Origin of the sequence: Streptomyces changanensis (assembly GCF_024600715.1) — a bacterium.
Taxonomy (GTDB): domain Bacteria; phylum Actinomycetota; class Actinomycetes; order Streptomycetales; family Streptomycetaceae; genus Streptomyces; species Streptomyces changanensis.
Window position 1 is genome coordinate 2043879 of record NZ_CP102332.1, and the last position, 23049, is coordinate 2066927.

At 73.9% G+C, this 23049-nt stretch carries 16 protein-coding genes, 2 tRNA genes and 1 pseudogene; 4 read left to right on the forward strand and 15 right to left on the reverse strand.

Annotated elements, in window-relative coordinates:
• Window positions 1–383 precede the first annotated feature (383 nt).
• Window positions 384–2272 (reverse strand): annotated as a pseudogene (locus tag NRO40_RS09170) (AMP-dependent synthetase/ligase).
• Window positions 2273–2621: 349 nt separating this feature from the next.
• The gene (gene lepA, locus NRO40_RS09175; protein ID WP_058945495.1) at window positions 2622–4490 is read right to left on the reverse strand and encodes a translation elongation factor 4; all 1869 of its coding nucleotides are present in this window, start codon (window positions 4488–4490) and stop codon (window positions 2622–2624) included.
• A gap of 219 nt (window positions 4491–4709) precedes the next feature.
• Between lepA and rpsT the strand changes: the two genes are divergently transcribed.
• Window positions 4710–4976 carry a 30S ribosomal protein S20 gene (rpsT, locus tag NRO40_RS09180; RefSeq protein ID WP_257375370.1) on the forward strand — a complete coding sequence of 89 codons (267 nt, stop codon included), beginning with the start codon at window positions 4710–4712 and terminating at the stop codon, window positions 4974–4976.
• Between the two features lie 565 nt (window positions 4977–5541).
• On the opposite strand, the gene holA is transcribed toward rpsT, so the two are convergent.
• The 7 genes from holA to leuS form a co-directional block, all read right to left on the reverse strand.
• Window positions 5542–6525: a DNA polymerase III subunit delta gene (gene holA / locus NRO40_RS09185; RefSeq protein ID WP_408056986.1), complete on the reverse strand. Its 984-nt coding sequence runs from the start codon at window positions 6523–6525 to the stop codon at window positions 5542–5544.
• A 223-nt stretch (window positions 6526–6748) separates the two neighbouring features.
• Window positions 6749–6976, reverse strand: a complete 228-nt coding sequence (locus NRO40_RS09190) for a hypothetical protein (protein ID WP_058943111.1) — start codon at window positions 6974–6976, stop codon at window positions 6749–6751.
• Window positions 6977–7133: 157 nt separating this feature from the next.
• Window positions 7134–9656 carry a ComEC/Rec2 family competence protein gene (locus NRO40_RS09195; RefSeq protein WP_058943112.1) on the reverse strand — a complete coding sequence of 841 codons (2523 nt, stop codon included), beginning with the start codon at window positions 9654–9656 and terminating at the stop codon, window positions 7134–7136.
• A gap of 56 nt (window positions 9657–9712) precedes the next feature.
• Entirely contained in the window at window positions 9713–10372 is a 660-nt protein-coding gene (locus NRO40_RS09200; RefSeq protein ID WP_306674858.1) for a ComEA family DNA-binding protein, read from the reverse strand.
• A 785-nt stretch (window positions 10373–11157) separates the two neighbouring features.
• Complete coding sequence (locus NRO40_RS09205; protein ID WP_058943080.1) at window positions 11158–12003, reverse strand: DegV family protein; 846 nt, start codon at window positions 12001–12003, stop codon at window positions 11158–11160.
• Window positions 12004–12137: 134 nt separating this feature from the next.
• Window positions 12138–13049, reverse strand: coding sequence for a hypothetical protein (locus tag NRO40_RS09210; RefSeq protein ID WP_058943081.1), 912 nt, complete (start codon window positions 13047–13049; stop codon window positions 12138–12140).
• Between the two features lie 130 nt (window positions 13050–13179).
• Complete coding sequence (gene leuS / locus NRO40_RS09215) at window positions 13180–16047, reverse strand: leucine--tRNA ligase (RefSeq protein ID WP_058943082.1); 2868 nt, start codon at window positions 16045–16047, stop codon at window positions 13180–13182.
• A gap of 432 nt (window positions 16048–16479) precedes the next feature.
• Here leuS and NRO40_RS09220 point away from each other — a divergent pair, with 432 nt between their 5' ends.
• Both NRO40_RS09220 and NRO40_RS09225 read left to right on the forward strand, forming a co-directional pair.
• Window positions 16480–17913, forward strand: a complete 1434-nt coding sequence (locus NRO40_RS09220) for a ferric reductase-like transmembrane domain-containing protein (RefSeq protein WP_058943083.1) — start codon at window positions 16480–16482, stop codon at window positions 17911–17913.
• Complete coding sequence (locus NRO40_RS09225; RefSeq protein ID WP_058943084.1) at window positions 17910–19490, forward strand: NADH-quinone oxidoreductase subunit NuoF family protein; 1581 nt, start codon at window positions 17910–17912, stop codon at window positions 19488–19490. Before NRO40_RS09220 ends, NRO40_RS09225 begins: the two co-directional genes overlap by 4 nt.
• A gap of 56 nt (window positions 19491–19546) precedes the next feature.
• Here NRO40_RS09225 and NRO40_RS09230 read toward each other — a convergent pair.
• Window positions 19547–19619 (reverse strand) — tRNA-Ala (locus tag NRO40_RS09230).
• A 158-nt stretch (window positions 19620–19777) separates the two neighbouring features.
• On the opposite strand from NRO40_RS09230, the gene NRO40_RS09235 reads away from it, so the two are divergent.
• Complete coding sequence (locus NRO40_RS09235) at window positions 19778–21148, forward strand: glycosyltransferase 87 family protein (protein WP_058943085.1); 1371 nt, start codon at window positions 19778–19780, stop codon at window positions 21146–21148.
• Here NRO40_RS09235 and NRO40_RS09240 read toward each other — a convergent pair.
• The 5 genes from NRO40_RS09240 to rsfS all read right to left on the reverse strand — a co-directional run bounded on the left by NRO40_RS09240 (window position 21127) and on the right by rsfS (window position 23017).
• Window positions 21127–21360 (reverse strand): hypothetical protein, encoded by a 234-nt coding sequence (locus tag NRO40_RS09240; protein ID WP_030494108.1) that lies wholly within the window; start codon window positions 21358–21360, stop codon window positions 21127–21129. The two genes, NRO40_RS09235 and NRO40_RS09240, sit on opposite strands and share 22 nt — an antisense overlap.
• Window positions 21361–21363: 3 nt before the next feature.
• On the reverse strand, window positions 21364–21528 hold the full coding sequence (locus NRO40_RS09245; RefSeq protein WP_198549378.1) for a hypothetical protein: 165 nt from the start codon (window positions 21526–21528) through the stop codon (window positions 21364–21366).
• A 228-nt stretch (window positions 21529–21756) separates the two neighbouring features.
• A tRNA-Ala gene (locus NRO40_RS09250) sits at window positions 21757–21829 on the reverse strand.
• Window positions 21830–21902: 73 nt separating this feature from the next.
• Window positions 21903–22556: a histidine phosphatase family protein gene (locus tag NRO40_RS09255; protein ID WP_058943086.1), complete on the reverse strand. Its 654-nt coding sequence runs from the start codon at window positions 22554–22556 to the stop codon at window positions 21903–21905.
• Window positions 22553–23017, reverse strand: a complete 465-nt coding sequence (gene rsfS, locus NRO40_RS09260; protein ID WP_058943087.1) for a ribosome silencing factor — start codon at window positions 23015–23017, stop codon at window positions 22553–22555. Before rsfS ends, NRO40_RS09255 begins: the two co-directional genes overlap by 4 nt.
• Window positions 23018–23049: the final 32 nt, after the last annotated feature.

Consider the following 23049-nt stretch of genomic DNA (forward strand, 5'->3'; position numbering starts at 1 on the left):
GGGCGGGACGGTTCGCGGGCGGTTCGCGGGCGGTTCGCGGGCGGACGGCGGCGGCCCACCGGTCACCCCGCGCGCCCGCCCGTCACCGCCCCGCCCGCCCGTCACCGCCTCGTGCGCCGCCGCTTTCCGGGTGCGGGATCCGTGCGCCCGCGTGGTCCCGCCCGTCCGGCCGGCCCGTGGTGCGCCCGGCCCGTGGAGCCCGCGCGGCCCGTGGAACCCGCCCGACAGCCCGTGGGCCCGTGCGGGCGCGGCGCGGGGCCGGCGCGGGCCCGGGCGCCGGCGCGGGCCCGGGCCAGGCGCGGCGCGGGGCGGCGCGGGCCCGGGCGCCGGCGCGGGCCCGGGCGCCGGCGCGGGCCCGGGCCAGGCGCGGCGCCCGGCCCGCGTCAGGCCTCGCGGGCGCCCTCGTACATCTCCTCGATGAGGTTCTTGTACTCGCGCTCCACCACCGGCCGCTTCAGCTTGAGGCTGGGGTGAGCTCGCCGTGCTCGACGTCGAGGTCACGCGGCAGCAGCCGGAACTTCTTGATCGTCTGCCAGCGCTGCAGGCCCTCGTTCAGCCGGTCGACGTAACCCTGGACCATCTCCTCGACCTGCCGGGTGGCGACCAGCTCGGCGTAGGGCCGGTCGGCGAGTCCGTGGTCCTTCGCCCAGCCCTGCAGCGCGGCCTCGTCGAGGGCGATGAGGGCCGAGCAGAAGTTCCGGTCCGCGCCGAGCACGACGATGTTCGAGACGAACGGGCACAGGGCCTTGAAGTGGCCCTCGACCTCGGTCGGCGCGACGTACTTGCCGCCGGAGGTCTTGAACAGGTCCTTCTTGCGGTCGGTGATCCGCAGGTAGCCGTCGGCGGAGAGCTCGCCGATGTCGCCCGTGTGGAACCAGCCGTCGGGCTCCAGGACCTCGGCCGTCTTCTCGGGGAGGTTGTGGTAGCCCTCCATGATGCCGGGGCCGCGCAGCAGGATCTCGCCGTCGTCGGCGATGCGCACCTCGCAGCCGGGCAGCGGCTTGCCGACGGTGCCGGTGCGGTAGGCCTCGCCCGGGTTCACGAAGGAGGCGGCGGACGACTCCGTCAGGCCGTAGCCCTCCAGGATGTGGATGCCTGCGCCGGAGAAGAAGTACCCGATCTCGGGCGCGAGCGCGACGGAGCCGGACACGGCGGCGCGCAGCCGGCCGCCGAACGCCTCGCGCAGCTTCGAGTAGACCAGCGCGTCGGCCACCTTGTGCTTCGCGGTGAGGCCCAGGGGCGCCTTCGCCTGCCCCGTGCGCCGGAAGCTGTCCTGGGTGACCTTGGCGTACTCGCGGGCGACGCCCGCCGCCCACTGGAAGATCCGGTACTTGGCGGGGCCACCGGCGCGCGCCTTGGCGGCGACGCCGTTGTAGACCTTCTCGAAGATGCGCGGGACGGACGCCATGTAGGTCGGCTGCACGACCGGCAGATTCTCGATGATCTTGTCGATGCGGCCGTCGACGGCGGTCACGTGCCCGACCTCGATCTGCCCGGAGATCAGCACCTTGCCGAAGACGTGGGCGAGGGGCAGCCAGAGGTACTGCACGTCGTCCTCGCGGACCAGGGACGTCGCGCCGATGGCCTTCGCCATGTACGACCAGTTGTCGTGCGGGAGGCGCACGCCCTTGGGGCGGCCGGTGGTGCCGGAGGTGTAGATGAGGGTGGCGAGCTGGTCGGCGGTGATCGCCCCGACGCGCTCCTCGACCGCTGCCGGGTGCTCCTTCAGGTAGGCGCGGCCGCGCTCCTCCAGCTCGTCGAGGGAGAGCACCCACCCCTCGGGGTCGCCTTCGGCGGGCTGCGCGGCGGCGGCGTCGATGACGACCACGTGGTGCAGGTCCGGCAGGTCGGCGCGGCGCTCCCGGGCCTTCGCCAGCTGGGTGCCGTCCTCGGCGATCAGGACGCGGCTCCCGGAGTCCGCGAGGATGTACGCCGACTCCTCGGCGTTGGTCTGCGGGTAGACCGTGGTGGTGGCGGCGCCCGCGCACATGACCCCGAGGTCGGCCAGGATCCACTCGACGCGCGTCGCGGAGGCGAGGGCGACGCGCTCCTCGGGCTGTACGCCGAGGTCGACGAGGCCGGCGGCGACGGCGAACACGCGGTCCGCCGTCTGGGCCCAGCTGAGCGCCTTCCAGTCGTCGGGCCCCTGGCCGGTGGCGGAGGGCACCGGGTAGCGGTAGGCCTCCGCGTCCGGGGTCCTGGCCACACGCTCAAGGAACAGGGCCGCCACGGAGGGCGGCCGGTTCTCGATCTGGGTCTGTGTGTCGCTCACGGCGTCCTCCGGCGGGCCTGGCAGGTGCCGCACGTCGTGCGGGCTGTTCACTGCTGCGGGAAAGCGTGGATCAACGGCTGGTTGTTTAACTCGCGAGTAACCCCCGAGCGGGATCAGGGTAGAGCGCGGCTGTCCCCGGCGTAAGGGGCAGCGGCCTCGGGATTCATACCCGGTTCATAACGACTGCGGAGCGGGGCGAAAAGGAGGAGGCGCCCGTCCGTCATCCGAACGGGCGCCTCCGCGCGGCGGTCGCCGGACCGCCGGCGTGGGCCACGGCGTGGGTCGCCGGGGTCGGCGGCCACGCGTCGCCGGGCTGCCGGCGTGGGTCGCCGGGGCCGGTCGCGGGCCGTTACTTCTTGCCCTTGCCCGCCGACTCGTCGCTGGACAGGACGGCGATGAAGGCCTCCTGCGGGACCTCCACGGAGCCGACCATCTTCATCCGCTTCTTGCCTTCCTTCTGCTTCTCCAGCAGCTTCCGCTTGCGGGAGATGTCGCCGCCGTAGCACTTGGCGAGGACGTCCTTGCGGATGGCGCGGATGGTCTCGCGGGCGATGACCCGGGAGCCGATGGCCGCCTGGATCGGCACCTCGAACGCCTGCCGCGGGATGAGCTCGCGCAGCTTCGCCACGAGCCGCACGCCGTACGCGTACGCCGCGTCCTTGTGCGTGATGGCGGAGAAGGCGTCGACCTTGTCGCCGTGGAGCAGGATGTCCACCTTGACCAGGGAGCTGCTCTGCTCGCCGGTGGGCTCGTAGTCGAGGGACGCGTAGCCGCGGGTCTTGGACTTCAGCTGGTCGAAGAAGTCGAAGACGATCTCGGCGAGCGGGAGCGTGTAGCGGATCTCGACGCGGTCCTCGGAGAGGTAGTCCATCCCGAGGAGGGTGCCGCGGCGGGTCTGGCACAGCTCCATGATCGAGCCGATGAACTCGGAGGGCGCGAGGATCGTCGCGCGGACGACCGGCTCGTACACCTCGCTGATCTTGCCCTCGGGGAACTCGCTCGGGTTGGTGACGGTGTGCTCGGTGCCGTCCTCCATGAGGACCCGGTACACCACGTTCGGCGCCGTGGCGATGAGGTCGAGGCCGAACTCGCGCTCCAGCCGCTCACGGATCACGTCGAGGTGGAGCAGGCCGAGGAAGCCCACGCGGAAGCCGAAGCCGAGGGCCGCGGAGGTCTCCGGCTCGTAGACCAGCGCGGCGTCGTTGAGCTGGAGCTTGTCGAGCGCGTCGCGCAGCTCCGGGTAGTCGGAGCCGTCGAGCGGGTAGAGCCCGGAGAACACCATCGGCTTGGGGTCCTTGTACCCGCCGAGGGCCTCCGTGGCGCCCTTGTGCAGGGTGGTGATGGTGTCACCGACCTTGGACTGCCGGACGTCCTTCACACCCGTGATCAGGTACCCGACCTCGCCGACGCCGAGACCGTCGGCCGGGAGCATCTCGGGCGAGTTCGTCCCGATCTCCAGCAGCTCGTGGGTCGCGCCGGTGGACATCATGCGGATGCGCTCGCGCTTGTTGAGCTGGCCGTCGATGACACGGACGTAGGTGACGACACCGCGGTAGGAGTCGTAGACCGAGTCGAAGATCATCGCGCGGGCGGGGGCGTCGGCGACGCCCACCGGCGCCGGGACCTCCCTGACCACGCGGTCGAGCAGCGCCTCGACGCCGAGACCCGTCTTCGCCGAGACCCGCAGTACGTCGTCCGGGTCGCAGCCGACCAGGTTCGCCAGCTCCTCGGCGAACTTCTCCGGCTGGGCGGCCGGAAGGTCGATCTTGTTGAGGACCGGGACGATGGTGAGGTCGTTCTCCATCGCCAGGTAGAGGTTGGCGAGGGTCTGCGCCTCGATGCCCTGGGCGGCGTCGACGAGGAGGACCGTGCCCTCGCACGCGGCGAGCGAGCGGGACACCTCGTACGTGAAGTCCACGTGGCCCGGGGTGTCGATCATGTTGAGGATGTGGGTCCGGCCCTGCCCCTCACCCTCGGTGGGGGCCCAGGGCAGACGCACGGCCTGGGACTTGATGGTGATGCCGCGCTCGCGCTCGATGTCCATGCGGTCCAGATACTGAGCGCGCATCTGCCGCTGCTCGACCACACCGGTCAGCTGGAGCATCCGGTCGGCAAGGGTCGACTTGCCGTGGTCGATGTGCGCGATGATGCAGAAGTTGCGGATCAGTGCCGGGTCGGTACGGCTCGGCTCGGGCACGTGGATGGGGGTCGCGGGCACGCAGGGTCCTGATTCTCGAGACGCACGGGCGTACGCCGGTGTCTCTGCTCGGGTCGACGTCGGATCGATACGTAGCTTCCATGGTCCCACGGACGGGGACGGGCGCTCGGTTTGGGCCGCCCGAAGCGCTGCTGGTAGCCTGGGCAGCTGTGTCTCGTGGCCCTCTCAGCAGCGTGGCACACATTCGAGGAATCCTTACGAACCTGAAAAGGCTCTTTCGTGGCGAACATCAAGTCCCAGATCAAGCGGAACAAGACGAACGAGAAGGCGCGCCTGCGCAACAAGGCCGTCAAGTCGTCGCTCAAGACCGCGATCCGCAAGGCCCGTGAGGCTGCCGCCGCGGGTGACGTCGAGAAGGCCGCCGTGGCGGTCCGCGAGGCGTCCCGCAAGCTCGACAAGGCCGTCTCCAAGGGTGTCATCCACAAGAACGCCGCCGCCAACAAGAAGTCGGCGCTGGCTGCTCGGGTCGCCACCCTGCAGGGCTGAGCTTCCCCCGTCCCGGGGACACCGTCCCCGGAACCGGCCGGAACCTCCCGGGCACACGCCTCGGAGTGACCGACCCGGAAGACTTGATCGCCGGAAGGGACCCAAGCGGGCCCTCTCAACCACGCTCCCGACCGGCACCCCCGAGCTCGTACGCGGCCTGCGTTCGCCACGCGGGTACGGGCTCACCATCGTGAACCGAAGGCCCCGGCGGCCCGTTCTTCCCCGAACGGCCCCGGGGCCTTCGGCTTACCCGGACGGGCACCACCACGCCCACCGTGCCCGGGCCACCAGGGCCAGGGTCGCGAGGGCCAAGGTCGCGAGGGCCAGGGACGCCGGACCAGGGACGCCGGACCAGGCACAGGGACCCGCGACCAGGACCGGAAGTCAGAACCGGAAAACTCAGGACCGGGCAGTCTGGCCTACCCGGCCGAAGCCCGCCCCCGGACCGGCCGCGCCCACCTACCGGGCCCCGGCCACCTACCGGGCCCCGCCCACCGCGTGGGGCCCGAGCCCGCGTGTGGGCAACGACCCCCGTGGGCTGGCACCGACCCCGTGGGCGGGGGCCTCAGCGGCGGGAGCGGGCGGCGCGGGCGATGGTGACGACCGCCTTCTCCAGGGCGTACACGGGATCGTCCCCGCCTCCCTTGACGCCCGCGTCGGCCTCCGCGACGGCCCGCAGGGCGACGGCCACCCCGTCCGGCGTCCAGCCCCGCATCTGCTGGCGCACCCGGTCGATCTTCCAGGGCGGCATGCCCAGCTCGCGGGCGAGGTCGGCGGGCCGGCCTCCCCGCGCGGACGACAGCTTGCCGATGGCGCGCACGCCCTGCGCCAACGCGCTCGTGATCAGCACGGGAGCCACGCCGGTCGACAGGGACCAGCGCAGGGCCTCCAGCGCCTCGGCGGTACGGCCCTCCACGGCCCGGTCGGCGACGTTGAAACTGGACGCCTCGGCCCGGCCGGTGTAGTAGCGGCCGACGACGGCCTCGTCGACCGTGCCCTCGACATCCGCCGTGAGCTGGGAGACGGCACTGGCCAGCTCGCGCAGGTCGCTGCCGATCGCGTCGACGAGCGCCTGGCACGCCTCCGGCGTGGCCGACCTGCCCCGCGCTCGGAACTCCTGCCGCACGAACGTCAGACGCTCCGCCGGCTTCGTCGTCTTGGGACAGGCGACCTCGCGGGCGCCCGCCTTCCGCGCGGCGTCGAGGAGGCCCTTCCCCTTCGCTCCCCCGGGATGGAGGAGAACGAGCGAGATGTCCTCGACGGGCGAGGCCAGGTACGCCTTGACGTCCTTGACGGTGTCCGCGGCCAGGTCCTGGGCGTTGCGCACGATCAGGACCTTGCGCTCGGCGAAGAGCGAGGGGCTGGTCAGCTCGGCGAGGCCGCCGGGCTGGAGCTGGTCGGCGGTCAGGTCACGGACGTCCGTGTCGGCGTCGGCGGCCCGGGCCGCGGCCACCACCTGCTGGACGGCGCGGTCCAGGAGGAGGTCCTCCTGGCCCACGGCGAGGGTGACGGGGGCGAGCGGGTCGTCGGTCGGGTTCTTGGGAGCCATCACGCCCAGCATCCCACGGCCCGCCGACACCCGGCCGCGCCGTGCCCGCCCCCCACTGCCCGGACACCACCCGACACCCGGGACACCACCCCTCACACCGCGCGTCCCGTCGCCCTCCCAGCCCTCACCCCCGTCTCTCACGAGCCCCGAACCCCGCCTTCGCCGCCCTCCCGGCCTTCTGCCGACCGTCCTCCCGGCCGTCTCCCCGGGCGGCTTCGGCTTCCTACGGCTCCTCGCGCCAGCCGTCCCACTCGGCGGCCAGGTCGTCCAGCTCGGCAGCGGAGAGCCGGCCGTCCGGGTCCTCGACCACCACGAGCCACTGGGCGTCCTCGGCGTCGTCCTCGCCCGCGAGGGCGTCGCGGACGAGGCGCGGCTCCTCGTCCAGTGCGAACCGCTCACCGAGTGTCTCGGCGACCTCCGCGGCGGCGTCCCGGTCGGGCAGGACCAGCACGTGCCGGACATCGTCGGTGCGGTTCTCTTCGTTCACTCCGTTCACGAGACCATTGTTCAACCCCTTTCGGTGCGACCGGCCGCCAGGTCGGCCCTTCCGTTCCGGCAACGCGGGACGCCCGGCCCCGGCGGTACGGAGCGCGCGTGCGGGACCCTGGTCACGGCGGGTCCGGGCCGCGGGGCGGATGTATGGCCACCGCCTTGAGGTCGCGGCCGGAGCCGGTCACCGCGATGGCGCCGTCCCGGTCGGTGCGCAGGACCGCAGCGCCCGCCTCACGCAGGGCGTCCAGGGTGTGCGGCGAGGGGTGGCCGTACGGGTTGTCCCGCCCGGCCGACACCAGGGCGAGTCTGGGTCTCGCCCGGTGGAGCAGGCCGGGGTCCTGGTGGGCCGAGCCGTGGTGGGCGACCTTCAGTACGTCCACCGGAGGCAGCGCCGGGTGCGCCAGCGCCAGGCCGCGCTGGGCGGGCGGCTCCAGGTCGCCGAGGAGCAGCAGCGTCACCCCCGACCGGGTGCGCACGAGCAGCGTGACGCTGGCGTCGTTGGGGCCCTCGGGGACGAACCCCGGCCGGGCCGCCGGCCACAGCACCTGCCAGTCGAGCGGTCCGGTACGGCGGCGCTCGCCGGGTACCGCGCGGACCACAGGCACCCGTGCGACCGCCGCCGTCCGGTGGACGAACGCAGCCTGCCCGGGCGGGTCGTGGAGCCCCGTGGTCTGGATGACACCGACGGACCGTCCGCGCAGCACCCCGGGGAGCCCGGTGACGTGATCGGCGTGGAAGTGGGTGAGCAGCACCAACGGCACGCGACTGACGCCCAGTTCGCGCAGGCACCGGTCCACCGGCTCGGGATCCGGTCCCGTGTCGACGACGACGGCGGTGCCGTCTCCGGCGGCCAGGACGGTCGCGTCCCCCTGACCGACGTCGCACATCGCGAAGACCCAGCCGGGCGGCGGCCAGCCGGTGACGACGCGGGTGAGCGGCGCCGGCCGCACGACCGCCACCAGAAGGAGGAGGACGCAGCCGGCGGCCACCCAGGGCCGGTGCGGCAGCCGCCGTACGGCGAACAGCAGCGCGACCGTCACGGTCGCGAGCAGCAGCCCGCCCCGCCAGCCGCCGGGCCAGGCGGCCTCCGCGCCGGGCAGCGCGGCTCCGGTGCGCGCGACGGTCGCCACCCACCCGGCGGGCCAGGCGGCGCACTCGGCGAGCAGCCGGGCCGCCGGTATGGCCACCGGCGCCACCGCCAGCGCGGCGAACCCGAGCACCGTCGCCGGTGCGACCGCGAGTTCGGCCAGGATGTTGCAGGGAATGGCCACCAGGCTCACGCGACCCGCGAATACCGCCACCACCGGGGCACACACCGCCTGTGCGGCGGCCGCCGCGGCCAGCGCCTCGGCCGGCCGGGGCGGGACACCGCGTGCCTGGAGTGCGGCGCTCCACCGCGGCGCGATGGTGAGGAGGGCGCCGGTGGCGAGGACGGACAGCGCGAACCCGTAGGCGCGGGCCAGCCAGGGTTCGAACAGCACCAGAAGCAGGACGGCGGCGGCGAGGGCGGGGATCAGCGACCGGCGGCGACCCGTGGCGATGGCGAGCAGGGTGACCGCCCCGCACGCCGCCGCCCGCAGCACGCTCGGCTCCGGTCGGCACACCACCACGAACGCCAGCGTGAGGACCCCGCCCAGCAGGGCCGTCGTGCGCAGGGACACGCCCAGCCGGGGTGCGAGCCCGCCCCGCTCAGCGTTCAGGGCTCTTCCCGCAGGTCCGATCAGCAACAGCAGGACGATGGTCAGATTGCTCCCCGACACCGCCAACAGGTGGGTCAGGTCGGTGGCCTGGAACGCGGCCCGCAGGTCCTCCGGGATGCGCGACGTGTCACCGACGACCAGGCCCGGCAGCAACGCCCGCGCGTCCGGCGGCAGGCTGTCCGTCGCCTCCCGCAGCCCGGCGCGCAGCCGGCCCGCGACGCGCTGCGGCCCGTTCGGCGGGCCGGTGACCCGCGGCGGGCCGCTGTCCACGTACAGCACGGCGGCGAAGGGGTCGGCGGACCGGCGTGGTGGCGTCAGCCGGCCTTCCGCTCGGAGTGTGGTGGAGGGCAGCAGCCGCAGCCAGGCGGCCGCGTCGCCCTGGCGCTTGCCCGGCCGGGCGAGGAGGAGGACCGGGGTGCGGACCTGCGCGATGGTCCCGTCGGGTGCCGTCACCCGCGTCACCTCGGCGCTCAGCATGATCGAGGCGGGCATCGCGTGGTTGCCGCGCACGCGCGGGACCACGGCACGCGGGTCGGAGACGACCGACAGCTCGGCCCCGATCCGCCGGTGCTCCGCAGCCAGCCCCGGGAGGGGCCCCCGCCGCAGGTCCGCGCCGTGCAGTCCGGCGGACGCCGCCCCGGCCGCCGCGCACAGCAACACCGCGGCGCACACGGTGGTGTTCCCCCGCCGCGCGACGGCCGCCGGTCTCCGTGCCGTCCGCCCGCGCAGCAGGAGGAGGGCAGCCACCGCCCCGCACGAGGTGACACCGAGGACGGTCCACCAGCCCGGCACGCCCAGGGCCAGCGCGGCCGCTCCCCAGGCCGCCAGGGCGGGTCCGACCAGCCGCAGATCGGCTGGTTCCTCCTGCCGTGGGCGGGCGGCTCCGAGCCGGTGACCGGACGCGCTGTGGACCGGCGGCCGGGAGGACCGCCCCGGCACCTGGCCCGTGCCCGGCCGCCCGGCCGACGGGTGCGAGGGCGGCGTCTGAGGGCGGGTCACGGCCTGACGAGCGTACGGAGGTCGGCGAACCGGCGGGTGCCGATGCCGCGTACCTCCCGCAGCTCCTCCACGGACCGGAAGCCCCCGTGCCGCGTGCGGTGGTCGACGATGTGGCGGGCGAGGACCGGTCCCACGCCGGGCAACGTGTCGAGCTGCTCGACGGTGGCGCTGTTGAGGCTGATCGGCCCGCCCGCGGGGGCGACTCCGGCGGCGCCCTCCGGGGCGGCCGCGGGCATCCCCGGCGGGCCGGCGGTCGCGGGCACCCCGACCAGGATGTGTTCGCCGTCGACCAGGACACGGGCCCTGTTGAGTCCGGTCGTGTCCGTGCCCGGCGGGACGCCCCCGGCCGCCCGCAGCGCGTCGACGACCCGGGCGCCGGTCGGCAGCCTCAGCACACCGGGACGCCGCACCTCGCCGCTCACGTCGACGACGACCACGGACGGCGCCGCCGGTGGCGCGGCGACCTGACGGTCGACGGGTGGTACGGGGTCCGCCGGAGTGGTGGCCGTGGGCTCGGCGCGCACCACCACCTCCGGGGCGTGGACCGTCTCGGGGCGACCTGACCAGAAGAGGCGTCCGGCGAGCACGACGCCCACGACGAGCAGGACGGCGAGCGCGGCCAGCGTGCGGCGTTCGAGCCCGCACCGGAGCTGCACCCACAGGGGTAACCGCTCACGCAGGGCGAGCCACCGCTGCGGCCGCGCGACGGGCGGCGGCACCGGGTAGGGCGGTTCGGGCGCCCCGCCGGTCCGGGGCGGCGGGGACGGGGACGGTCGCCGTCCCGGCGGCGCGCCCGGGGAAGGCGGCGGTTCCGGCCGACCGGCCGGTCGCACCCTCCGGAGCGGGACCGCACGCGGCGGCGGTTGCGCCGGCCCCGCCACGGACGTGCGGGAAGCCGGCGGCTCCGGGGCAGGCCCTCCCCTGGCGGTCACCATGCCCGGCTCACCGCGGCCCGCCTCTCCCGCGAGCGGCTCACCGACGCCCGGCTCCTCCACGCCTGGCTCACCGCCGGCGAGCGGTGCGGGCGCGAGCGGTTCGCTCGCAGGCGGTGCGGGCGCGGACGGTGCGGGCGCGGGTGGTTCGCTCGCAGGCGGGTGCGCACGCGCGGGCCGGGGAGTGCCCGCCATGAGCGCGTCCGCCCTGCGTCGGAGCGCGTACGCGGCCAGCGCGTCCCGTGCCGCGTCGCCGCGGGCGCGGTGTCGTCCGCGCGCCCGGGGCGCGCCTGTCCGGCCGCGCGTCCGGCCGTCCGAGCCCGGAGGCCTGCCGGGTCCGCTCGTGGCCGCGGAGGATCGAGGAAGGGCGGCCGCGTGACCGGTCACGGAGTGTGTTCGTGTCGTCATGGATCACACGGTAGACACAAGCGTGCGAGTCTGGGCGGCCGTATCGATTTCCGTGGATAACACGGCACTTGGGGATAACTCGGCCACTCTTCAGGGTGGGGTCACCGCTGTGCGACGACCACTCCGAGCAACCCCGGCCCGGTGTGCGCGCCGATCACGGCGCCGACTTCGCTGACGTGGAGGTCGGCCAGCCCGGGAACGCGTTCGCGCAGGTGCCCGGCGAGCGTCTCCGCCCGGTCGGCCGCGGCGAGGTGGTGCACGGCGATGTCGACGGGGGCCCTGCCCGCCCGTTCGACGGCGATCTCCTCCAGCCGTGCGATGGCCTTCGACGCGGTGCGGACCTTCTCCCGCGGTTCGATCCGCCCGCCGGTCAGCTCCAGCAGCGGTTTCACGGCCAGGGCGGAGCCGAGCAGGGCACGGGCCGCGCCGATGCGCCCGCCGCGGCGCAGGTAGTCGAGGGTGTCGACGTAGAAGTACGCGGACGTGCCGGCGGCGCGCTTCTCGGCCGCCGCGACGGCCTCGTCCAGGGTGCATCCGGCCTGCGCGGCCTCGGCCGCCGCGAGGGCGCAGAAGCCCAGCGCCATCGCGACCATCCCGGTGTCGACGACCCGGACCGGTACCGGCGCCTCGCGGGCGGCGAGCAGCGCGGCCTCGTACGTGCCGGACAGCTCCGCCGACAGGTGCAGCGAGACGATGCCGGTGGCGCCCGTCTCGGCGACCTCGCGGTAGCGGGCGGCGAACACCTCGGGGCTGGGCCGTGACGTGGTGACGGAGCGCCGCTTCTGCAGGGCCTGCGCGAGGGACCGCGCCGAGATCTCGGTGCCCTCCTCCAGGGCCCGGTCCCCCAGGACCACGGTCAGCGGTACCGCGCTGATACCGTGCCGCTCCATCGTCTGTGGCGGCAGGTAGGCCGTGGAGTCGGTGACGATCGCGACATGGCGGGACATGACCCGGAGGTTACCCGCAGGCGGCCTGCGGAAGCAGCCCCGGCCCCGTCAGGGCCACCGCCCCGGCCGGGCCCGGTGGAAGTGCCGAGGCCCCGGCTCCTGCGGCCGGGAGGCGCCCCGCTCCTGCCGTGCGGTCAGTTGGTGGTCTCGGGCCGCCGGGCCTTCTGCCACGGGTAGCCGGTCTCCAGGCGGGGGTCGCGCGCGGTGATCGCGGGTCGGGCGCCCTCCGCCGCGCCGCCGGTGTCCCGGTCGCCACCCGCGGCGGCACCCCGGGCGGTGGGGTCCGCCGCGGCGTCCCGGTCTCCGTCGGCGTCGGCGGGCCACGTCTGCGTGGGCGTCTGCCCGGCGCCGGCCTCGGGCCACGACGTCCCTGTGCGGTCCTGGGTCTCGGGCCGTGCCGTCCACGGCGGGGCGGGCCTTGCCGCCTGCGTGTCCGAGGTCCCGGGAGACCGCGTACCCGACGCCTCCGGGGGACGCCGGTCCGTCGTCCCGGGGGTCTCGGACGTGGTCCAGTGGCGCAGGGCGCCGGCCTCCATGTCGATCTGCGCGCTGAGCGTGTCCAACTCGTCGTCGGCGAACTTCTGCGCCCGCTCCCGGGCCGCCCACCGCAGCGCGTCCGCCGAGTCGGTGATGCGGCGCGTGCGCTCCCGCAGGTCCTGCAGGTGCGCGGCCACCCGGGTGCGGTCCGGGTCGCGCTCCATCCGCTTGAGGTCCTCGTCGAGTTCGTGCCCGTGGGCGCTCAGCCGCCGGAACAGCTGCAGCGACTCCTGGAGGGAGGCGTCCTCCGCCGCGCCCGCCGCGAGGGCGTCCTGCGTGGCGCGCATCGACGTCCGCAGGGACAGCCGCAGCTGCGCCAGCTCGCCCGCGACGCCGCCCTGCCCCATGCTCTTCGCGCGGAGGGTGGTGTCCTCCACGGTGCGGCGCGCCTGGGTCAGAGTGCGGTCGACGCCGCGCTTGGCGGCCCCGATCGCCTTGACGCTCGCGTACACACCAAGGACGACGAGGGCGACGAAGAGCAGCGCCAGAATCGCGATCGCCTCTGCCATGGGGGTCCCCTCGTTGTCGGTTGTTCTCTCCACGGTAAACGGCGAAGGGCGGGTCGGGGGTTCCGAGAGGCCCCTCGACCCGCCCCCTAGGGGAAAAACCCGGGGCGCCGCTCGGCGCCCCGGTGTTCCGTCACGCCGGGACGATGTTCACGAGCTTCGGCGCCCGCGCGATCACCTTGCGGATGCCGGCGCCACCCAGGGCGGCCACGACCGCCGGGTCCGCCAGCGCCAGCGCCTCCAGCTCCGCGTCCGTGATGGCCGGCGAAACCTCCAGACGCGCCTTGACCTTGCCCTTGATCTGCACGACGCAGGTCACCGACTCGTCCACGACGTACGCCGGGTCGGCGGCCGGGAACTCCTCGTGGACGACCGAGCCGGTGTGGCCCAGCCTGCGCCACAGCTCCTCGGCGATGTGCGGGGCCAACGGCGCGACCAGCAGGACCAGCCGCTCGGCGACCGACCGGGACACCGCGCCACCCGACTTCGTCAGGTGGTTGTTCAGCTCGGTGATCTTGGCGATGGCGGTGTTGAAGCGCATCGCGGCCATGTCCTGGGACACGCCGTCGACGGCCTTGTGCAGGGCGCGCAGCGTGTCCTCGTCCGGCTCCGCGTCGACGACGGTGACCTCGCCGGTCGACTCGTCGACGATGTTGCGCCACAGCCGCTGCAGCAGCCGGTACTGGCCCACCACCGCGCGCGTGTCCCACGGCCGGGACACGTCCAGGGGGCCCATGGCCATCTCGTACAGGCGCAGCGTGTCGGCGCCGTACTCGGCACAGATCTCGTCCGGGGTGACGGCGTTCTTCAGGGACTTGCCCATCTTGCCGAGGACGCGGCTGACCTTCTCGCCCCCGTACCAGAAGGCAGCGTCGCGCTCCTCGACCTCGGCGGCCGGGACGGCGATGCCGCGCGCGTCACGGTAGACGAACGCCTGGATCATGCCCTGGTTGAACAGCCGGTGGAACGGCTCGGCGGACGAGACGTGGCCCAGGTCGAACAGCACCTTGGACCAGAACCGCGCGTACAGCAGGTGCAGGACGGCGTGTTCGGCGCCGCCGACGTACAGGTCGACACCGCCGTGCGGCATGCCGTCCCGCGGGCCCATCCAGTACTGCTCGATCTCCGGGTCGACCAGCTTGTCGCTGTTGTGGGGGTCCAGGTAGCGCAGCTCGTACCAGCAGGAACCGGCCCAGTTGGGCATGGTGTTGGTCTCGCGGCGGTACCGCTTGGGGCCGTCTCCCAGGTCCAGCGTGACGTTCACCCAGTCCGCGTTGCGCGACAGGGGCGTCTCGGGCTGCGTGTCGGCGTCGTCCGGGTCGAAGGTGCGCGGCGCGTAGTCGTCGACCTCCGGCAGCTCCAGGGGCAGCATCGACTCGGGCAGCGGGTGGGCGACGCCGTCCTCGTCGTAGACGATCGGGAAGGGCTCGCCCCAGTACCGCTGGCGGCTGAACAGCCAGTCGCGCAGCCGGTAGTTGACGGTGCCCTCGCCGATGCCGCGGGTCTCCAGCCACTCGGTGACGCGCGCCTTGGCCTCGACGACGCCCAGGCCGTCCAGGGACACGTCGTCGTTGGTGGAGGCCATGATCCGCGCGTCGTACGAGTCGAACGCGTCGTCCCACGCGGCAGGGTCCGTGCCCCGGTCGTCGGCCGGCTCGACGACGCAGCGCATGGGCAGGTCGAAGGCGCGGGCGAAGGCGAAGTCGCGGGTGTCGTGCGCCGGGACGGCCATGATGGCGCCGGTGCCGTACCCCATCAGGACGTAGTCGGCGATGAAGACGGGGACCCGCTCGCCGCTGACGGGATTGACCGCGTAGGCGCCGGTGAAGACACCGGTCTTCTCCTTGGCGTCGGCCTGCCGCTCGACGTCGGACTTGGCGGCGGCCTGCTTGCGGTACGCGTCGACGGCCAGGGCCGGGGTGGCGTGTCCGCCGGTCCACAGCGCCTGCGTGCCGGCCGGCCACGCCTCCGGCACGATCTTCTCGATCAGTTCGTGCTCGGGGGCCAGCACCATGTAGGTGGCGCCGAACAGGGTGTCGGGGCGCGTGGTGAAGACGGTGATGGCGTCGTCGCCGACGGCGAAGTCGACGCGGGCGCCCTCGGAACGGCCGATCCAGTTGCGCTGCTGCAGCTTGATGGCCTCGGGCCAGTCCAGCGCGTCCAGGTCGTCCAGCAGTCGGTCGGCGTAGGCGGTGATGCGCATGTTCCACTGGCGCAGCTTGGCCTTGAAGACCGGGTAGTTGCCGCGCTCGGAGCGGCCGTCGGCGGTGACCTCCTCGTTGGCCAGGACGGTGCCCAGGCCGGGGCACCAGTTGACCGGCGCGTCGGAGGCGTAGGCCAGGCGGTAGTCGCCCAGCACCTCGGCGCGCTCGGCGGCGCTCAGCTCGCTCCACGCGCGCGTGGTGCCCGGTACGGGCCGTTCACCGCTCTCGAAGAGGGCGACCAGCTCGGCGATCGGGCGGGCCTTCCCGGCCTCCTCGTCGTACCAGGAGTCGAAGATCTGCAGGAAGATCCACTGGGTCCACTTGTAGTACTCGGGGTCGATCGTGGCGAACGACCGGCGCTTGTCGTGGCCCAGGCCCAGCCGGCGCAGCTGGGCCTTCATGTTCTCGATGTTCGCCTCGGTCGACACCCGGGGGTGCGTGCCGGTCTGGACGGCGTACTGCTCGGCGGGCAGGCCGAACGCGTCGAAGCCCAGGGTGTGCAGGACGTTGTGGCCGGTCATGCGCTGGTACCGGGCGTACACGTCGGTCGCGATGTAGCCCAGCGGGTGGCCGACGTGGAGGCCGGCGCCGGAGGGGTACGGGAACATGTCCATGATGAACTTCTTGGGCCGGGCGACAGCCTGCGGGTCGCCCGCCAGGTCACCCACGGGGTTGGGCGCCGCATAGGTCCCCTCGGCGTCCCAGAAGTCCTGCCAGCGTGCCTCGATGTCGGCCGCCATGGCCGCCGTATAACGATGCGGGGCCGCCGTCTCGGCAGCCGAATTCGTCTCGGTCATGATCCTCTGAAGCTCCATCGATCGTCTCTGCGTCGCTGCCGCCGCCGCGCCCCGATTTCGGTCGGCACGGCGAAATGAAAAAACCCCTCGCACAGGAGGGGACGCCGCGCCGATTCCGGTCGGATTTCTCATCCGCCGGTACTGATCAGCGCGGCTCGCTAAGCAGGAGGCGTACGGCACGCATGGCGTCAGGGTACCGCAGGGCCCCCGCGGGCCGCATCGCAACCGTCCCACCACGCGGACACGGACAGTCGCGTGACGGTCGCACTACCCCTGCGGGAACGGTTACTCGGCGTATCGGCGCGTTCCCGGGCAACCCCCGAGTCAGTTGTCGGCCAGTCGTCTCCGTAAACCCGCAAACGCCGTACTCGCTGGTATGCGCGGCCATAGCATGCGCCGACGGGACCTCATCCGCACCATTCGGAGTCGCCCATGACCCCTCATCGCAAGATCCGTTCCTCCCCCGCCGAGAAGGCGGGCCTGAGCCGGCCGGTACAGGGCGGCTTGTACGCGGCAGCTCTCGTCCTCCTGCCCCTTCTGGTCATCGGCGGAAGCGACGGTTTCCGCGAGTTCCTGGATTTCGGCACCGGCGTCCTGTCACTCGTCTCCCTGACGGCGTCCGTCGCGTGGGCGTTGGTCGCCACCGACCGGCTGCTGCTCACCCCGCGCCAGCGGCTGCTCGCCCAGGCCGTCCACCGCGGCACGGCCGTCGCGTCGTTGGGCTTCCTCCTGCTGCACGGCACGGTGAAGGTGTCCCTCGGGCACGTGGAACTCATCGGCGCCCTCGTGCCGTTCGGGCTGGGGGTCACGGGCTCGGCGGGCCTCATCGGCTTCGGGTCGCTCGCCGGCCTCCTCATGGTGGTCGTCGCGTCGACCGGCGCCCTGCGCAGCGCCCTGGCCGGCCGCGGGGCGATAGCCGCCCGCTGGCGCCCCCTGCACATGCTCGCCTACCCCGCCTGGTGCGCGGCGCTGATCCACGGCCTGTACGCGGGACGCCCCGCGGCGCCCTGGGTGATGGTCCTGTACGGCACGTCGCTTGCGGCGGTCGCGGCGGCCGTCTCGGTGCGGCTGCTCCCCTCCCACCTGCAGCGCGACCTCACCGAGCGGTTCCTGAACCTCCTGGGGCCCCTCCCCGACCCCGTCGCCGCGGGCCCTGCCGCCGGCTTCGGCCCGGCCCGGCCCGGTTCCCGGCGGGCACGCCGCGACCCCGCGACCCAGCCGCTGCCCGGCACGACCGGCGCGGGGCCCTACGACCCCGGTGAGGCGCCCCGCCCGCACCCGTACGAGCCGGAGGCCCGCTGGGAGCCCCCGCGCCGCGCGCAGGCCGAGCGCCTGCCGGGTGGCGAACGCCTGCCGGGTCCCGTCCCGCCGCAGGCCGGGGGCCGCCGCCCGGGTCGCGCCGGGGCGGGTCTCGCCGCCGGGTACCGCGCCGTCTCCCTGGGGGGCGGTGACGCGGCTGCGGAACCGGCCCCCCAGGAGGTGCCGTTCGCCGAGCGGGTGCCCATGACCGAGGAGCTGCCCGTCATCCCCGGGGAGCAGCCCGTCCGCGCCGGCTACTGGCCCACCCCGTCACCGCCGCCGCCCACCCAGTCCCCCGCCCCGCGCGCGTACGACGCTCCCCCGCCACCGTCCGAGCCCCCGCGCGCGTACGACGCTCCGGCGTCCCCGTCCCCGTCCCCGTCCCCGGCCGCGTACGACGCTCCCGCACCCCCGTCGGAGCCCCCGCTCGCGGCGCCCTCCCCCTCCCGGTACGACCCCGCTCAGCCGCCGTCCCCGTACGGCGGTACCGCCGAGCCGACGCCCGGCCCCTTCCACCGCCCGCCCGCCGGCGAGCCGTGGACAGCACCCGCAGGAGAACGCCCGTGAACACCCCTCTGCCCGACGTCCCCGAGGTCCGTGTCGTCGGCCTCCCCCAGCTCACGCAGGGCTTCGACCTGATCGAGCGGCTGGACCTGGCCATGCACCTGAAGGTGCACGGCCCGCTGGAGCCGGTGGGCGGCGAGCGGCTGGCCCGTCTCGCCGACGACATCTCCCTGCGCGGCCGCGGCGGCGCGGGCTTCCCCTTCGGCCGCAAGCTCCGGGCGGTCGCGGAGGCCGCGATACGCCGCGGGGTGCGGCCGGTGGTCGTCGTCAACGGCAGCGAGGGCGAGCCCGCCTGCCGCAAGGACACGGTCCTGCTGAACCGTGCCCCGCACCTCATCCTGGACGGCGCCCTGCTGGCCGCGGAGGCGCTGGGTGCCCGGACGCTCGTCGTCGCGGTCACCCGCAACTCCACCGAGATCTCGCTGCGGGCGGCGCTCGCCGAGCGGGGCCTGTCGGACCGGCGCGGGCAGCAGCTGCGCGCGCGGGTGGTGCGCACGCCGGAGCGCATGGTGTCGGGTGAGGCCTCCGCCGTGATCCGCGCCATAGGGGGCGGTCCCGCTCTGCCGCCGGGCCGCCGCGAGCGGGCCTCGGAGTCCGGGGTGGGCGGCGCGCCGACGCTGCTGTCGAACGCGGAGACCTTCGCGCAGCTGGCGGTCGCCGCGCGGATCGGTGCGCACCGGTACGCGCACGCCGGACTGGAGCAGGAGCCGGGGACGGTGCTGCTGACGCTGTCGGGCGCCGTGGCCCGCCCGATGGTGGTGGAGGTCCCGACGGGTGTCCCGCTGCGGTACGTCCTCCAGCTGGCGGGTGCCCCGCCGGTCCCGCAGGGCGTGCTCACGGGTGGGTACCACGGCAACTGGATCGACTCGGCCGCCGTGCACGAGGCGGTGGTGTCCCGGGCGTCACTGGCGGCCGTGGGCGGCTCCCTGGGGGCGGGTGCCATCCTCCCGATCGGCCCGGAGACCTGTCCGCTCGGTGAGGCGCAGCGCGTGGCGAACTGGCTGGCCGCGGAGACGGCCGGGCAGTGCGGGCCGTGCCGGCTGGGCCTGCCGGCCGCGGCCGGGGGCCTGTCGGACGTCCTGAACGGCGGCGGCCCGGCGGCGCTGGAGGCGCTGCGGGAGGTCGTGCAGGCCGTGAAGGGGCGCGGCGCGTGCAAGCACCCGGACGGTTCGGCGCGCTTCTTCGCCTCGACGCTGTCCGCGTTCACCGACGATCTCGCCGCGCACGTCCTGGACGGGGGCTGCGGCCGTCCGACGACGGGGGTGTTGCCGCTGCCCGCGCCCGGCTACCAGGACGTGGAGGAGTCCGTTCCGAGCGGTGAGCGGCTGGCCGTGGACTGGACGCTGTGCCAGGGGCACGGGCTGTGTGCGGACATCGTGCCGGAACTGATCCGGATGGGCGCGGACGGCTTCCCGGTGCTGGCGGACGCGTCCGTGCCGACGCACCTGCGCGGGCGGGCGCAGCGCGCCGTGGGCCGCTGCCCCGCGCTGGCGCTGCGCCTGGAGCAGGCGGCCGCGCCCAAGGAGCGCCCGGCCCTGCCCGCCTCGAACCGCAAGGCGCTGGGCAGCGGCAGGAGTTGACCCCGTGAACACGGAAGGCGGGCCATCCGAATCGGATGGCCCGCCTTCTCGTGCTGTGGAGCTAAGGAGAATTGAACTCCTGACCTCTTGCATGCCATGCAAGCGCTCTACCAACTGAGCTATAGCCCCTTGCGGTGTGCCGCCTGTCCGGTCTCCCTTGCGGGCTTCCCTCGCGGGCTTCCCTCGCGGCGACACAGAGAACATTACACGGTCCCCCCGGTGAACCACCAAATCGATTCCCCGGCCCCCCGGTCGCGGCCCCGACGGGGCGGGTAGCGTCGGCCCACGTGACCGCGACCGTGACCATCCGCTCCCGCCTCCGTACGCTGCCGCTGGCAGCCCTGGGGGTCTGCCTCCTGTCGTTCGTGGCCTTCTGGGTCGCGCAGCGCGCCGCCCACGTCACGATGCTGGACCTGTCGGTCTACCGGGCGGAGGGCGAGACCGTCCTGGCCGGCGGCGACCTGTACGCGATGCGCGCCACCTCGGCGAACCTGCCGACGACGTACCCGCCGTTCGCGGCGCTGCTGTTCACGCCGTTGACCCTGGTGGGCGTGGCGGAGATGCGGGTGCTGGCGACGCTGGGGAACCTGCTCCTGATGGTGGCCCTGGCGCACCTGTCGCTGCGCCTGGTGGTGTCGGGCGGGGCGGGACGGCCGCGCCGGGGCGGAGCCTTCTGGGAGCGGCCGGGAGCGGCCCTGTGGGTGGCCGCGGCGCTGGTGTGGTGCGAGCCGGTGTGGCAGACGTTCCGGTACGGGCAGATCAACCTGCTGATGGCGGTCGCGGTGCTGTGGGACCTCACGCGCCGCGGGGACAGCCGGTGGGCGGGGGTCGGGATCGGGCTGGCGACTGCGGTGAAGCTCACACCGGGGTTGTTCGTGGTGCTGCTGTTCGCGGTCGGGGTGGCACGCGCGCGCGGGGGCGGCGCCGACCGGTGGAACGAGTGGCTCCGCCGTGGGGTGCGGGCGACGGTGACGTTCCTGGTGGTGACGGTCGCGTCGGCGGTGCTGCTGCCGTACGACTCGCGACGCTTCTGGACGGAGATGATCTTCGAGACAGGCCGGGTGGGCCGCACCGAGGAGACGGCGAACCAGTCGCTGAGCGGGGTGCTGGCGCGTCTGCTGCACACCACCGACCCGGGGCTGTGGTGGGTGGTGGCGGCGGCCCTCGTGGGCGCGGCGGGCCTCGCCGTGGCGGTACGGGCGGCGCTGGACGGCGACCGGCCGGTGGCCGTCGTGGCGTGTGCCGTGACGGCGCTGCTGGTGAGCCCGATCTCGTGGTCGCACCACTGGGTGTGGTGCGTGCCGGCGCTGGTGCTGCTGGCGAGCCGGGCGCGGCCGCTGTGGGTGGCCGGGGTGGCGTTGGTCTTCGGGTCGTTCTCGCTGTGGTGGGTTCCGCACGCCCCGGCGCCGGTGCGGCTCGAACTGCACCAGAACGGCTGGCAGATGCTGCTGTCCGGGCTCTACACGCTGCTGGGGCTGGCACTGCTGGCGGTGTTCGCCGTCGCCGCCGTGCGGGGCCGCACGGCGGCGCGGCCCGGCGCGGGGTCGGTCGGGGAGCACACGCGGTCGCGGCCCGGCTCGGGGCCGGGCGAGGCCCCTGCGGGGTCGGGCGCGCCCATGGAGGGCGCCCGGTCGGGTCAGGCCGTCGCGAAGGAGTAGAAGCGCTTGAGGGTGCAGTGCTCGTCGAGGAGGCGCCCGTAGATGGGCTCCCCTTCGAGCTCCCGGTAGGTCTCGATGGGGTCGCCTTTTATGATCAGCGCCCGCGCGCACTCCTCGCACCAGTACTGGTAGTCCGGGTTGACCGGATCCATGTCGCGGACGATCGGCGTGCCACTGCCGCACCAGTCGCACTTCCGCCTGTGTGCACCCATCACTCAGCTCCAGCTGTGGCCGCAGGACGTGCAGACGTAGGTCACGCCGCCGTTGTCACCGAGCACCTGCGCGACGTCCGCGGAACCGCACGCGGGGCAGCTGAGGGCGGTGCGCGCCTTCGGGGTGGCGAGCCGGGCGGCGGGTCCCTCGTTACTCCTGGCGGCCATGCGCGCGCACTCCTCCCGTCCGGTCCGTCAGCCCCCTCCGGCCGTCCGATTCTGCCATGGCCCCGCGCGGCCGGGAGTGCGGTCGGGTGACGGGACGGGCGACCGAGCGGGGGCGCCGGGCGGAACCGCCGGGAGGGCCGGTCAGGGAGCCCGTACCAGGTGGCCGCGGGTGGCACCGCGAGGGCAAACAGAAATCCCGCCCCCTGACGGGGACGGGATCCTTGACTGTGGAGCTAAGGAGAATTGAACTCCTGACCTCTTGCATGCCATGCAAGCGCTCTACCAACTGAGCTATAGCCCCTCGTGTTCTTCGCGCTCCGCGCTGCGAACAAGAAGAACTTTAGCCTGTCACCTGCCCGAAAGTGAAATCCGGGTCAGTCGTCGTCGCCGAGGACCGGCTCGGGGAGCGTGCCGGCGTTGTGCTCCATCAGCCGCCAGCCGCGGGCGCCCTCGCCGAGCACGGACCAGCAGCAGTTCGTCAGGCCCCCGAGGCTCTCCCAGCTGTGCGGGTCGAGGCCGAGCAGCCGACCGATGGTGGTGCGGATGGTGCCGCCGTGGCTGACGACCACGAGGGTGCCGTCCTCGGGCACCTTCTCGACGTGCTGCAGCACGAACGGGGCGGCCCGGTCGGCCACCTCGGTCTCCAGCTCCCCACCGCCGCGCCGGACGGGCTCACCGCGCTTCCACGCCCGGTACTCGTCACCGTGCCGGGCGAGGATCTCCTCGTGGGTCAGGCCCTGCCACACGCCCGCGTACGTCTCGCGGAGCGCGGCGTCGTGGGTGACCTGGTGGCCGGTGATCGCGGCGAGCTCGGCCGCCGTGGCCGCCGCGCGCCTGAGGTCGGAGGCGATGATCGCGTCCGGCTTCAGGGCGGCGAGCAGCCGGGCGGCGCGGCGCGCCTGGCCGACGCCCGTCTCGGTCAGCTCGATGTCGGTGCTGCCCTGGAAACGGCGCTCCAGGTTCCAGGAGGTCTGGCCGTGGCGCCAGAGGACGATGCGGCGGCCCGTGCCGCCCTTGGTGGCGCTCAGCGCAGCTCACCGTCCGTACCGGTACCGAGGTCGTCGCCCTCGGAGGCGTCGGCGCCGGTGAGCCGCGCGTGCTCCTCGGCCTTCCCGCGGGTCTTCACGGCGTCCTCGGGCAGCGGCAGCTCGGGGCAGTCCTTCCACAGCCGCTCCAGGGCGTAGAAGACCCGCTCCTCGCTGTGCTGGACGTGGACGACGATGTCCACGTAGTCGAGGAGGACCCAGCGGGCCTCGCGGTCGCCCTCGCGGCGCACGGGCTTGGCGCCCAGCTCCTTGTTGAGCCGCTCCTCGATCTCGTCGACGATCGACTTGACCTGGCGGTCGTTGGGCGCGGAGGCGAGCAGGAAGGCGTCGGTGATCGACAGCACGTCGCTGACGTCGTACGCGATGATGTCGTGCGCGAGCCGGTCGGCGGCCGCCTGGGCGGCGGCGTTGACGAGCTCGATGGAACGGTCCGTGGCGGTCACAAGCAGGCTTTCGTCGGCGGTCAAGGACACCT